The sequence below is a fragment of the Myroides sp. C15-4 genome, from assembly GCF_050522745.1.
Lineage (GTDB): Bacteria > Bacteroidota > Bacteroidia > Flavobacteriales > Flavobacteriaceae > Flavobacterium.
Genome location: NZ_JBMVQX010000032.1, coordinates 17,195 through 30,817, shown reverse-complemented (window position 1 = coordinate 30,817; position 13,623 = coordinate 17,195). Strand labels below are relative to the sequence as shown.

At 36.1% G+C, this 13,623-nt stretch carries 14 protein-coding genes; 7 read left to right on the top strand and 7 right to left on the bottom strand.

Translation table 11 applies throughout. The features are described from left to right. Positions 1-19 precede the first annotated feature (19 nt). Entirely contained in the window at positions 20-1,708 is a 1,689-nt protein-coding gene (gene ettA / locus ACPDHL_RS13045) for an energy-dependent translational throttle protein EttA (protein ID WP_182626922.1), read from the bottom strand. A 492-nt stretch (positions 1,709-2,200) separates the two neighbouring features. On the opposite strand from ettA, the gene ACPDHL_RS13040 reads away from it, so the two are divergent. Further along, positions 2,201-2,389, top strand: a complete 189-nt coding sequence (locus ACPDHL_RS13040) for a hypothetical protein (RefSeq protein ID WP_430533192.1) — start codon at positions 2,201-2,203, stop codon at positions 2,387-2,389. Positions 2,390-2,582: 193 nt separating this feature from the next. Here the strand turns inward: ACPDHL_RS13040 and ACPDHL_RS13035 are convergent, their stop codons facing one another. Then, a complete protein-coding gene (locus ACPDHL_RS13035; protein ID WP_002986661.1) occupies positions 2,583-2,771 on the bottom strand; it encodes a CAL67264 family membrane protein in 189 nt (62 codons plus the stop codon). Between the two features lie 6 nt (positions 2,772-2,777). Beyond that, the gene (holA, locus tag ACPDHL_RS13030) at positions 2,778-3,782 is read right to left on the bottom strand and encodes a DNA polymerase III subunit delta (protein WP_430533191.1); all 1,005 of its coding nucleotides are present in this window, start codon (positions 3,780-3,782) and stop codon (positions 2,778-2,780) included. A 52-nt stretch (positions 3,783-3,834) separates the two neighbouring features. Between holA and ACPDHL_RS13025 the strand changes: the two genes are divergently transcribed. From ACPDHL_RS13025 to ACPDHL_RS13010, 4 genes are all read left to right on the top strand, one after another. Further along, the gene (locus ACPDHL_RS13025; RefSeq protein ID WP_430533190.1) at positions 3,835-4,293 is read left to right on the top strand and encodes a type I restriction enzyme HsdR N-terminal domain-containing protein; all 459 of its coding nucleotides are present in this window, start codon (positions 3,835-3,837) and stop codon (positions 4,291-4,293) included. A 4-nt stretch (positions 4,294-4,297) separates the two neighbouring features. Next, positions 4,298-5,305 carry a glycosyltransferase family 2 protein gene (locus tag ACPDHL_RS13020; protein ID WP_430533189.1) on the top strand — a complete coding sequence of 336 codons (1,008 nt, stop codon included), beginning with the start codon at positions 4,298-4,300 and terminating at the stop codon, positions 5,303-5,305. 76 nt (positions 5,306-5,381) lie between these two features. After that, positions 5,382-6,215: an OmpA/MotB family protein gene (locus ACPDHL_RS13015; RefSeq protein ID WP_430533188.1), complete on the top strand. Its 834-nt coding sequence runs from the start codon at positions 5,382-5,384 to the stop codon at positions 6,213-6,215. A 169-nt stretch (positions 6,216-6,384) separates the two neighbouring features. Further along, a complete protein-coding gene (locus ACPDHL_RS13010; RefSeq protein ID WP_430533187.1) occupies positions 6,385-7,341 on the top strand; it encodes a metallophosphoesterase in 957 nt (318 codons plus the stop codon). On the opposite strand, the gene ACPDHL_RS13005 is transcribed toward ACPDHL_RS13010, so the two are convergent. Together ACPDHL_RS13005 and ACPDHL_RS13000 are read right to left on the bottom strand one after the other, a co-directional pair. Then, positions 7,338-8,309 (bottom strand): DUF4421 family protein, encoded by a 972-nt coding sequence (locus ACPDHL_RS13005; protein WP_430533186.1) that lies wholly within the window; start codon positions 8,307-8,309, stop codon positions 7,338-7,340. The two genes, ACPDHL_RS13010 and ACPDHL_RS13005, sit on opposite strands and share 4 nt — an antisense overlap. Before the next feature lie 17 nt (positions 8,310-8,326). Then, complete coding sequence (locus tag ACPDHL_RS13000) at positions 8,327-9,805, bottom strand: hypothetical protein (RefSeq protein WP_430533185.1); 1,479 nt, start codon at positions 9,803-9,805, stop codon at positions 8,327-8,329. Positions 9,806-9,933: 128 nt separating this feature from the next. Between ACPDHL_RS13000 and ACPDHL_RS12995 the strand changes: the two genes are divergently transcribed. After that, positions 9,934-10,350 (top strand): hypothetical protein, encoded by a 417-nt coding sequence (locus tag ACPDHL_RS12995; protein WP_430533184.1) that lies wholly within the window; start codon positions 9,934-9,936, stop codon positions 10,348-10,350. A 128-nt stretch (positions 10,351-10,478) separates the two neighbouring features. Beyond that, a complete protein-coding gene (gene rfbA / locus ACPDHL_RS12990) occupies positions 10,479-11,363 on the top strand; it encodes a glucose-1-phosphate thymidylyltransferase RfbA (protein WP_430533183.1) in 885 nt (294 codons plus the stop codon). A 9-nt stretch (positions 11,364-11,372) separates the two neighbouring features. On the opposite strand, the gene rfbB is transcribed toward rfbA, so the two are convergent. Next, entirely contained in the window at positions 11,373-12,395 is a 1,023-nt protein-coding gene (gene rfbB / locus ACPDHL_RS12985; protein ID WP_430533182.1) for a dTDP-glucose 4,6-dehydratase, read from the bottom strand. A gap of 102 nt (positions 12,396-12,497) precedes the next feature. Next, positions 12,498-13,616 (bottom strand): DNA polymerase III subunit beta, encoded by a 1,119-nt coding sequence (gene dnaN, locus ACPDHL_RS12980; protein ID WP_182626947.1) that lies wholly within the window; start codon positions 13,614-13,616, stop codon positions 12,498-12,500. Between the last annotated feature and the right edge of the window lie 7 nt (positions 13,617-13,623).

The window sequence follows — 13,623 nt, the reverse complement described above, 5'->3', positions numbered from 1 at the left end:
GTAAAACTACCTCTTATGGTTAGCGTACTAATTTTTTGTATTTCAAACGCGTTGGTGCAACATCCCCTAAGCGCTTCTTGCGGTTTTCTTCATATTCAGAGAAAGACCCTTCGAAGAAATATACTTGCGAATCTCCTTCGAACGCAAGAATATGCGTACAAATACGGTCTAAGAACCAACGGTCGTGAGAAATAACTACCGCACAACCTGCAAAGTTATCCAAACCTTCCTCCAACGCACGTAGTGTATTTACGTCTAAGTCATTCGTAGGCTCATCCAGCAACAATACGTTTCCTTCTTCTTTCAACGTCATGGCTAAATGTAAGCGGTTGCGTTCCCCTCCAGATAGCGTAGCTACTTTTTTATTTTGATCTGATCCTCCAAAGTTAAAACGGCTTAAATACGCTCTTGAATTTACTTGGCGACCACCCATCATAATCAATTCTTGTCCATCACAGAAATTTTCCCAAATCGACTTTTCAGGATCGATATTCGAATGTGACTGATCCACATAAGCGATTTTCACTGTATCTCCGATGGTAAATGTTCCAGCATCTGGTGTTTGTTCTCCCATAATCATACGGAAAATAGTCGATTTACCCGCACCATTCGGTCCAATAATCCCCACAATACCCGCTTGAGGTAACGTAAAGTTTAAGTTGTCGTATAACAATTTATCGCCAAAAGCTTTGGCAACCCCTTTTGCTTCGATTACATTCGTTCCTAGACGAGGTCCATTTGGAATGTAGATCTCTAATTTTTCTTCCAGTTGTTTTTGATCTTCATTCAACAACTTATCGTAGTTCTGTAACCTCGCTTTTTGTTTAGTCTGACGACCTTTAGCTCCTTGGCGAACCCAATCCAACTCGCGCTCTAACGTCTTACGGCGTTTTGACGCTGTTTTTTCCTCTTGTTCTAAGCGTTTTGCTTTTTGATCCAACCAAGACGAATAGTTTCCTTTCCACGGAATTCCCTCTCCTCTATCAAGCTCTAAGATCCATCCTGCTACGTTATCCAAGAAATAACGGTCGTGGGTTACGGCAATTACCGTTCCTGCATATTGTTGTAAGTGTTGCTCCAACCAATGAACAGACTCTGCATCTAAGTGGTTGGTAGGCTCATCCAACAACAATACATCTGGATTTTGCAATAATAAACGACACAAAGCTACACGGCGACGCTCTCCTCCTGATAACACTTTAATCGGCGTGTCTGGATCTGGTGTGCGCAAAGCATCCATCGCAATTTCTAATTTAGTATCCAACTCCCATCCGCCTACAGCATCAATTTTATCTTGTAGTTCCGCTTGTCTGTCCATGAGTTTCTGCATCTTATCTGCATCTTCATACACCTCTGGCAAACCAAACATATCGTTAATCTGATTAAATTCATCGAGAATCGCTACAACCTCTGCTGCACCTTCTCTTACAATTTCGATTACCGTTTTCTCTTCATCTAATTCTGGCTCTTGCTCTAAATACCCCACGGTATACCCTGGCGCAAATACAACATCTCCTTGGTAGTTCTTATCAACCCCAGCAATAATCTTCAATAACGAAGACTTACCTGAACCGTTAAGACCTAAAATACCAATTTTAGCTCCGTAAAAGAAGCTTAAATAAATGTCTTTTAAAACTGTTTTGTTTGTAGATGAGTACGTTTTACTCACCTTCGACATGGAAAAAATTACCTTTTTATCGTCTGACATAAAGTAAAAAAATTGATTGAATAATGAATGATGTTTCTTCTTATGCCTCACTTTGAACAGCATAGAACCATCGAATACCCCAAAAATACACATTATTACGGAGATTCGAACTATTTTTAAAAGCAGTTCACTAAAAATTAAGGACGAATGGTAAGACTATGACACCAAAGAGCATACCAACAACAAAATTCACCACCTTTCGATAAGAAAGAATCAATAAGAACGAATCCTCTCACAGCTTTCATTAACTAAGCTCCCTACACAACCTATCTTCTAGTTCTAAACATCAAACATAGCGCGCCTTGCGTTCGCTATAAATCAAAGTAAAATTTCAATCAAAACTCTTAAAAACAGTTAAACCACAAACACATTAGCATATTGATTACGATAATATGTTAAAGTTTTCGAAAAAACAAAGTAATAGTTCAAAAACACCTATAATAATCAAAGATTTTTCACTATATTTAAAGTAAGAAAAAACACATGAATTGTATGGAAAGATTTTTTAGAACGATCCGTTTTAAAGACCTACAAGAGCAGGATGTTGAAACAAACCAATCTGTAGGCGAAAACTTAAATTACCCGCTAAGCGAAGCTGAAATACCAGCAGGACTGTACGTAGAGTTAGAAGAAGAAGAAAAAGATTATTACGATGAGTACGAAGAACACTTGGGCATTTAAGCAATTGGGATCTTGTAACTGATTTTCAGTTTTTGAATAAAAAACAGACAATCAATTACAAGATTTTTTATTTTCACCCTATCTCACATTGAACGAGGCTTTTTTTGTTTGCGTGTAGATCAAAAACACCAGTATAACCCTTACATTTTTTTGTTGATCTACCAGATAATACCTGATTTGGACTCCGAATCGCTTACACGCGCCCTTTTAACGCGTTGAATACCCAAGCAATGGCCAAGAATCCAACACCTACAGCGGCAAATCCCCAACCGGCAATCTCGTAATATTTTAACGTTCCCAATGCAATGAGTACAATTCCCATCAGAATCATAATCAACGTTGCATACCCCAATATTTTATTCTTATTTAAATTATTTGCCATTTCCTTTTAATTAAAGATTTTCATCAACATTTCCTTCAACAAGTCTCCTTGTGGTAGTTGAGTCGCTCCGACTCCTTTTCCCTTTAAATCCACTTCTTTTAAATGCGCGATAATTTGGCTCACGCGCTTCATTGGATAGGTTTTAAACCCCAACTCGTAATCTTTTATTGCATACTGAACGACTTTTAGACTTTTCATCACATTTTGCGGTGATTTATCTTTCAATCCATGGTACAACAACAGCTTAGAAAAATAAGCATACACAATGCCAATCGTCACCACAAACGGATTGTTTTTGGGATTCTGTGCAAAATGACTTGCAATTTTATACGCTTGCAACTGATTTCGATCCACAATCGCCTTCATTAATTCGAAGTTATTGTAGTCTTTGCTTATTCCAATATTCTTTTCAATGACTTCAGCAGTTATAGGCTGTCCTTTAGGTAAAATAAGCGTTAACTTATCTAACTCCTTGACTATTTTAGACAAGTCATTTCCCAAGAATTCAATCAACATAGCTGCTGATTTAGGATCAATGCCATAGCCGCGTTTACTTACCGTTTGTTGCAACCATCCTTCTAATTTATAATCTTTTAGTCGATTACTCTCAAAGAGAACTGCATTTTTTTGCAGGCTTTTATATAGTTTTTTTCGCTTGTCAATGGTTTTGTACTTATAACAAAAAACCAATACAGTAGAAGGTTGAGGTTGATTGACATAGTCGTCTAATTGCTCGATGGTCTTAGCCAAATCTTGGGCTTCTTTGACAATAATGACTTGCTTTTCAGCCATCAAAGGAAAACGCTTAGCATTCGAAACAATATCTTGAATGGTCACATCTCTGCCGTATAATATCATTTGATTGAATCCTTTTTCTTCCTCAGTCAATACATTATTTTCGATATAATCCGCAACATTATCAATGTAATAAGGCTCATCCCCCATTAAAAAATAAACAGGTGCAAGGGTCTTATTTTTAATATTTCTTACGATTTCTTTGAGTTGTTCCAAAATATAATTTACTTAAAATTGTACGATCCGCATAAACAAATATCTTTGTATTATGCAAAGATTAAACTTTCCATCTTTTAATTTCCGATTCAAAAATAGTGAAAATAAGATAGCTATTTTTGATGTGATCCGTAAAAAATTTATTCTTCTAACTCCTGAAGAATGGGTTCGGCAACATGTCGTCCATGACCTGATGGCAGTTAAAGGATATCCTATTTCATTAATTAGCGTTGAAAAAATCGTCAAGATCAATGGGATGAACAAGCGATATGACGTCGTTGTATTTAGGCCCAATGGCGAAATTGAAATATTAGTGGAGTGCAAAGCCCCTTCTATTGCCATTACCCAACAGACCTTTGATCAGATTGCGCGTTACAATTTTCAGTTGCGCGCTGCGCATCTCTATGTAACCAATGGATTACAACACTATTTTTGTCAAATGGATTACGAGAAAGAAACTTATTTCTTTTTGCGTGCGTTACCCAACTACACTACTTTTAAAACTGAATAACCTCATGGGGAAACAATTTGCTTTAGTTGTCTTAAACTGGAATGGAAAAAAGTTGTTGGAAACTTTTTTACCAACCTTAGAGAAATATTCTCCTCAAGCCAACTTATACGTGGTGGACAACAACTCCACTGATGGGAGTCAGGCACTAATACAGCGCGAATTTCCAAACATACAACTCATACAAAATCAAGGGAACTACGGCTATGCCAAAGGATATAATGAAGGAGTAGCCGCTTTGACAGAACCCATACTCATCTTAATCAATTCCGATATTGAAGTGACGGAAAATTGGTTGGTTCCCATTGCTGAATTATACGACAAGGATCCTGAATTAGCCATTGTACAACCTAAGATTCTCGATTACAAAAACAAAGCGTATTTTGAATACGCAGGGGCTGGTGGCGGTTATATTGATCGTTATGGTTTTCCGTACTGTAGAGGACGTATCTTCACAACCATCGAAAAAGACGAAGGACAATACGATGATATAGCTACCATCTTTTGGGCCAGTGGAGCTTGTTTTTTTATTAAAAACGATGTCTTTAAAACCCTACAGGGGCTGGATGAAGCATTCTTCGCTCACCAAGAAGAAATTGATCTGTGCTGGCGCGCACAAAATAGAGGTTACCGTATCAAATATTGCGGTTTTTCAACCGTATATCACGTAGGTGGGGCGACCTTAAATTATGCCCATCCACAAAAGACATATCTAAACTTCCGAAACTCCTTGATGATGCTATACAAAAACCTACCCGCACGTCATAAGTTTACCACAATATTTGCCCGTTTGTGCTTGGATGGTATTGCAGGTATTCGTTACTTATTCCTGTTGCAACCCCAACATTGTTGGGCGATCATTCGCGCTCATTTTGCCTTCTATAAACGTATTCCAAAACTAAAAAACAAAGTTGAATTTATAAACATTAACAATTATTTTACAGAAAAATCTATAATTTTTACGTACTTTGTAGCTAGAAAAAAGAAATTCATTACAATTCACAATAAACAATAAATAATTTACACTCAAGTGTACTAGAATTTCATTGCTTTTGGTATATTTGACTCAAAATTCAATCATTTTTTTATTTATGAAAAAAGTAGTTTTAGGTTTATCTGTTTTGGCTCTTACGCTTACGTCATGTGGTACAAAACAAAAAATTGCTGACTTAGAAGCAAAAAACAAAGAAGTACAAGATTTATTAAATACTTGTACAATTCAATTGAACTCTGCACTTGCTGAAAAGAAAGTTCTTTCAGACCAAGTACACGACTTAAAGAAAAATACCTCTGATTTAATTAGCAACGTAGGTAACTTAACTATGTTATCTTCAAAAGGTGCTGACAACTTAGAGAAATCTTTAGAAAGTTTAAAAGAAAAAGATTTAAAAATTACAAGATTACAAGATGCCCTTACTAAGAAAGACTCTGTTACGTTGGCCTTAGTTAAGAGTGTGAAAAAAGAAGTTGGATTTGACGATCCAGATATTGAAGTTAACGTTGAAAAAGGAGTTGTGTATATCTCAATTGCTGATAAATTGTTATTCAAAACGGCTAGCTACCAAGTAAATGATAAAGCAAAAGCTGTATTGGCTAAAGTAGCTAAGATTGCAAAAAGCAAACCTGATTTTGAATTAATGGTTGAAGGACACACAGATAACGTGCCAATCAAAAATACAATGTTTGAAGATAACTGGGACTTAAGTGTGAAAAGAGCTACTTCTATCGTACGTGTGTTACAAAAAGATTTAGGTTTAGATCCTAAACAATTAGTAGCTTCAGGACGTGGAGAATATGTGCCTCTAGTTGATAATGATACAGCTGAGAACAAGGCTAGAAACAGAAGAACTAGAATCATCTTGATGCCGAAAATCGATCAGTTCTATGATATGATCGAAAAGGAAATGAAAGAAATGAAAAAATAATCATTTTTAATAGGTAAAAAAGCCGTTTGACTTATCAAACGGCTTTTTTTTATGCATGGTTTATACCTGACAAAATTGATTTCTTTTTTTTGTTTATTTCGCCAAAAAAGTGTATTTTTTTATTGTTTATGAAAAACAGTATTAACCCCTTTTCACACCCTTACAAACTATGAATAAGATTCCTGAAAACTTCAACCAATTTGATCTCATTGGAGATATTCACGGACATAGCAATGACCTAAAAAAATTATTGGGTGCTTTAGGCTACAAGCTAAAAGGTAATTATTATCAACATCCTGAACGAAAAGCTTTATTTTTAGGTGACTACATCGACCGTGGCGTGAATGTTGTTGAAGTTTTAGAAATTGTCAAAAACATGGTTGACAATGGAGAAGCGATTGCACTAATGGGAAATCATGAATACAATGCAATTTGCTACAATACACTTACTGTCGACGGTACGTACTTACGCGAACACAGCAAGAAAAATTTCAATCAACATGCGATCACCATGGCCGCTTTTATGCAAAAGCCCAACCTGTACAAAATGTATATTGAATGGTTTAAGACCTTACCTCTTTTTTATGAAAATGATTCCTTTAGAGCTATTCACGCTTGTTGGGACGATGTAAGTGTGGATTACCTAAAAACACGACTACCTGATCATTGTTTGACTAGCGATTTATTCGAAGAAGCATGTACAGCGGGAACAGCTTTATATCAAGCCGTTGAAATTGTATTAAAAGGTAAAGAAATCGACCTTCCCAACAATCAATCCTTTATTGATAAAGACGGGATTATACGCCATTCCTTCCGTGTAAAATGGTGGGAAGAGCCCCAAAAACCGCATACATTAAATACAGTGAGCGCTTCAGTAATCAAGCATCATGTAGATGAACCGATCAATGTTCAACAAATAAACTTTTATTCAAGAACAGCTAAACCCGTATTCTTCGGTCATTATTGGATGAAAGTCAACGCAACACAACAACCACAGATTTTAACACCTAATACGTGTTGCCTCGATTACAGTGTAGCCAAGAATGGACACCTTGTCTGCTACCGCTATAGTGGAGAACAAACCCTCGATTCCAATTCCCTCAATTTTATTAAAGAATATAACTAATACGTAGAAGGATCCAACAAATCAATCAAGTCATATTGCAAGATTTTTGGATCTTTTTTCAATGTAAATCGCTTGGTTAAAAACAAGGAAAAGCTCTTGTTGGACAATTGAGTCGTATACCCTTCTACTTTATTGAAATACAAAGCACTCAAGGAAGATTTAACCCCCATTCCCCACTCCTCACCTTGATAAGCGAGATTGAGGTCACTACCCACCTGCCCGTTGACGTAAAAAACGGTCCTATTTGTACTTAAGTTTTCGTCAAAAATACCATTGATGCCGACTGTTATCGAAAGGGAAGCAAGAAATTTTTTCCACAACACCCAATTATACGCATAACCAATCGTTGGGCCAAACATATAGCTTCGGCTATCGTTGGCGCGAATGCCATCGGACAATTCAGGGGTGTTTTTAATCACACTTAAAAAACCAGACCCTCCGAGTAGAAGCGCACCAGCCGATTTTTTTTGTATGCTGTTCTTATTGTTGGCTGCTCCAATAGAAAACTTAGCTGAATTAAACACATAGGTAAATTTACCTCCATAGAGATTGATTCTCAAATCGTCAAAACTCAAATATTCCTTTTGGTCTGTATCATAGCGATAGAACCCTTTATACTGTTGAAAATAAAAGTCAATCATAAAATTTTTCCCTACAACGTGATATTGGAAGTCTACGGTTGAACTTTTTCCTTTTTCCTTATCGCGCATACCCGAAAAACCATGACTATAACTCAAAAAAGAGTTTTTCCACGCAAAAGCTAACCCGATATTTACTGGTCGATTGGGTTCGAATGCGAGCTCTTTTCCATCCTGTTCGTAATTGAGCGATAGAAATTCTTGACTTAAGCGTATTGATCCACCATACGCATGCCTATACCTCCCAATATACAGGGAATCAACTTGAGCAAAACTACAAGTAAAGTAAAATAGGCTGATACCCAAGAATAGGACGTTTTTGTATTTCACAAGGTTACAATTTTGCACTAGGTAAATAACTCTTCAATTTTCTGAATCCCATCACGCTGACATACAAGACGGTACCGTTTATATTCTGTATGATTTCCATACTCTATTTGGGAGATAAAGTTAATATAATATACTTTATCGGCATAAAAACCGATAACCTGTTTATTTTGTTCATCCAAACTCAATACGGGTACTTTGGGGTTGTCCATCCGTTGCAATAAACGCGTCAAATTAAATCTAAAGATATCGTGAACCCCTTTAAAAAAATACGTACTGTCTTTCATCATTTCACCGCGATCTAATGAAACTTTCTTGCGATACAGCAATATTTTTTCGTTGTGAATGCGATTTTCCACCTCCAATAAGACGGATCGATTTCGAATATTTAAAATGTCTGAGGGAACTTTCTCATCCGTAATAAAATCAACGGCTTCTTTGATCCAACCGATTCCTCTTCCCTTAATACTGATTGAGGTTTTATTGTCGAAATATTTTCCTCCTAATTTTCCTGCAAAATAAAAACGCATCAGTTCTTTAATGCGATCCTTTAGCATATAGCCCACCACTAAAGCGACAAACAAAGGCATCGTAAAATTACCGTATTTTTGTTGAAAAGAAAAAGCTACAATCGTTGCAAATACCATGGATATTCCTGCAGCAATACTGTAATATACTTGTTGCACAAAAACGCCATCTCCGTCTTTCTTTGTATTCGATTCCAACAACAAGTCCGATTCGACGTATTTGTTTAACATAGCATAACGATAGATTACAGCCTGATTGGTCGCTTGTTCATTGGCCTTAATAAAGCTATATCCTTTACTTTTCATATAAGCTTGTTCAGAAAGAATCAATTCTTTTGTTTGCAATTGCAGCAATTGAAACTGTTCATCCGATACAAGCATCAGCCGCTCAAGTAACAAAAAACTATAACGCAATAAGGTATAAGACAAATATTCATCAGCAAAACTAAAGTAGTTCAAATATTCTTTTCCTGTTACTTGTTCATTGGTCATCAAATCCTCTTTCAAGCTTCTATACTTTTCTCGAATTGCACTACATGACGCAATATACCCATGAATCAAATCTGCGCGATTATCCGCTTTCGCCTGTTTAAATTCGGCAACAGCACTGCGCAAGGCACTGCGAAAAATAGCCATAAACATTTTCAACTGAAACTCCACTTCTCGTATTTGCTGTTCGGTTTCAGCTTCTAACAACTGATGCGTAGCATAGCTCAGATTATTAAAAGGAACAGCCCCTTCATCTACAATAGCAGACAACTTATACACGGGGGTAATAAATCGCACTTTGGACTTAACATCAGAATAGAATTGATCTTTCGAGTAATTCGATTGATTCAAATCCAATGTATTCGGAACGAAAATCCAAGTATTGATTGTAAAATCACTTTGATGTTCATCCTTGGCTTTAATAAAACCTACCTTCATTTCTAAAGTATACGCATCATGCGATCTCACTTTAATATCTAGCATTTTTATTCTTTTTTAAAAAAAATATTTCTTTTCTCCGTTCTAAGGTCATTTTAACAATAGAAGGCATACTAATTGAACAACTAAAAAAAACAACTCTTCACAAATTTAATTATAAAATTCACACAATTATGCCTTTATTTTCTAACAAATTCAGACAAAACATTTCTAATCTACGTAAAGAAAAATCAAATTGTAGCTTCATCTATAGTCTTTTAACTTATTTAGAACACCCCAGTATTACCCCTTTGGGTTTTTACATTTTTTTGGACAATCTAGAAGTAAAGAATCCGATCAGCATCAAAAAGTTTTCACTCGTTATTTTATCCGAATTGGGTTTTGCTGCCTTACAACATCAGGTGTCCTTACAACACAACCTTGAAGATCTAGAAAAACTGGGGATTTTACTCCATATTCAAACTGTTGAATATAAACTACACCTTAAACAATGCGTCAAAAAATTTGACTTTCATACTTTTTCGATCGCGGATAAAATACACCTAAAACAGGAATTCGAACAACTCTTAAAAAAGACGAATGCTAAATAAACGAACTGATCTAGGGCTTTTTTTCTCAAATTTTTAGTTGGATAACAACCTAAACAAAAATCTTTACTTATCTTTCAACTCCTAATCAGATGAATCGATTTTTCATCGAGGAAAAACACACATTATTTATGAAGGGAATTATATTAGCAGGTGGTTCAGGAACTCGTTTACATCCTTTAACCTTGTCTATTTCAAAGCAACTATTACCAATATACGATAAACCGATGATATACTATCCTTTATCGACTTTAATGCTTGCTGGTATTCGCGACATTCTCATCATTTCTACGCCACGAGATTTGCCTCTATTCGAATCTTTACTAGGTACAGGAGAACAACTGGGTATTCGGTTATCATATGCCGTACAACCGACTCCAGATGGAATTGCACAAGCCCTAATAATTGCAGAAGATTTTATTGAAGATCAACCTATATGTTTAATTTTAGGAGACAATATCTTTTATGGAAACGATTTAAAGAAAAAAGTACAACTTGCTATTGAATCGGTAGAAAAAGAACAAAAGGCAGTTGTTTTTGGTTATACGGTCAAAGATCCGCAACGTTATGGTGTTGTTGAATTTGACAAACAAAATCAAGTGATTTCCATCGAAGAAAAACCCGTAAATCCCAAATCAAACTTTGCTGTAGTAGGGTTATATTTTTACCCAAATAATGCAATATCATATGCTAAAACACTACAACCCTCTTCAAGAGGAGAGCTGGAAATAACAAGCCTAAACAACTTGTATTTACAACAAAACAACTTACAAGTACAACCTTTAGGTAGAGGATTTGCCTGGCTTGATACGGGTACGCATGAGTCTTTAGTCGAAGCGACGGAATTTGTCAAAACAGTTGAAAAGAGAACTGGCTTAAAAATTGCCTGCATAGAGGAGATTGCTCTTTCTAACCATTGGATTTCCAATGAAAGTTTAGCCAATACTATTGCTTCCTATAAAGGTGATTATTACGATTATATCCGAGAATATTTACAGGCTGTACAAAAAAAGTAAGCTTGATTTTTATTTTTGCTGTTCAATTGCTACGATCCAATCTTGATTGGCTAGATACCAAGCAATTGTCTTTTTTATACCATCTTGAATAGTTTGAGTAGGTGTCCAACCCAAAGCTTGCAATTTGGTAGCATCAATGGCATATCTTAAATCATGTCCTTTTCGATCTGTTACAAAGCGAATGAGCTGTTGACTACTGCCTGCTTCTCGTCCCAATAAAAGATCTACCTCCTGACACAGCATGTGAACTAAGGCAATGTTTTTCAATTCAGTAAATCCTCCTACATTATAGGTTTCGCCTATTTTTCCACGTGTAAATATAAAATGAATAGCTGCTGCGTGATCTTCCACATACAACCAATCTCGAACATTTTCACCTGTTCCATAAACAGGAATTTCTCTTCCTTGAAGTATGCACTGTATAGTTAGCGGAATTAATTTCTCAGGATATTGATTAGGACCATAATTATTAGAACAATTGCTAATTAAATAAGGCATTTGATACGTTTCTCCATAAGCGCGAACAAAGTGATCCGAACTAGCTTTTGAAGCAGAATAGGGCGAATTAGGCGCGTAGGCCGTTGTTTCAGAAAACAATCCGTCCATCCCTAATGTACCATAGACCTCATCCGTACTAATATGGTAAAAGATCTTTCCTTCCCAATTATGCTCCCATCGCTTGCGAAAAGCGTTTAGTAAAATCACCGTTCCTAAGACATTAGTTGTCACAAAGGCTAAAGGATCCACAATGGAACGATCAACATGAGATTCAGCAGCTAAATGAATGACGTGGGTAAACGAATAAGATTCGAAAAGCTGTTCAACAAAAGCTTCATCGCGAATATCACCTTGAACAAATCGATAATTAGCAGCAGCTGCAATATCTTCAACATTTGTCAAGTTTCCTGCATACGTTAAGGCATCTAAATTGACAATCGTATCCTCAGGAAAAGCGTTGACAAATTTACGCACCACATGACTTCCTATAAAGCCAGCTCCACCAGTAATTAAAATGCATTTTGAAGATTTCATTCGATCGAGTTTTATCAAAAATAAAAAAGCAACCGATTGGTTGCTTTTTTGTTCACAGTTGACGGTTTATAGTTTACCGTAAACAGTCAACTGCAAACTGTATTAGTTATTTAACATAACAGGCATTACAAGCATCGTAACTGCTTCTCCATCCTCTAGACCATCAACGGGTGTTAGGATACCTGCTCTATTAGGCAATGACATTTCTAATTGAATCTCATCAGACTGAAGGTTATTCAACATTTCCAATAAGAATCTTGAGTTAAATCCGATTTGCATATCATCTCCTTGGTAATCACAAGTTAGACGCTCATCTGCTTTGTTTGAGTAATCGATATCTTCTGCTGAGATATTCAACTCCGTACCAGCGATACGCAATCTGATTTGATGGGTTGTTTTATTGGCATAAATTGCCACACGACGAACTGAATTCAAGAATTGAACTCGGTTTAACAACAATCTATTTGGATTTTCTTTAGGAATTACTGCTTCGTAGTTTGGATATTTACCATCAATTAAACGACACGTTAGTGCATAGTTATCGAATGTAAATTTCGCATTTGAATCATTAAATTCAATCACTACATCCGCACCAGATGCCATTAAGATATTTTTTAAAATATTCAATGGTTTCTTCGGCATGATAAAACTTGCTTCACTTGGTGAAGTAATATCTGTACGAGAATATTTCACTAATTTATGTGCATCTGTAGCAACGAAAATTAATCCTGTTGGAGCAAACTGGAAGAATACCCCTGACATAACAGGTCTTAAATCGTCGTTTCCTGCTGCAAATATCGTTTTACTGATCGCTGTTGCCAATACTCCTGCAGACACTTCTGTTCTCGATGGATCTTCTAAGCTTTCTGCTTTAGGGAACTCATCTCCTGCTGAATAAGCTAATACATACTTACCAACATCAGAACTAATTTCAATCGTATTGTTTTCCTTTACTGAGAAAGTTAATGGTTGCTCAGGAAATGTTTTCAATGTTTCCAACAATAACTTAGCAGGAACAGCGATACTTCCTTGACTAGTTGATTCTATCTCTAGGCTAGCAGACATTGTTGTTTCTAAGTCAGAAGCTGAAACTCTCAAGATATTATTATCCAATTCAAACAAGAAATTGTCTAATATATGTAACGTATTACTACTACTAATAACACTTCCTAATACCTGTAATTGCTTCAACAAATAGGAACTCGATACTATAAACTTCATATTAAAA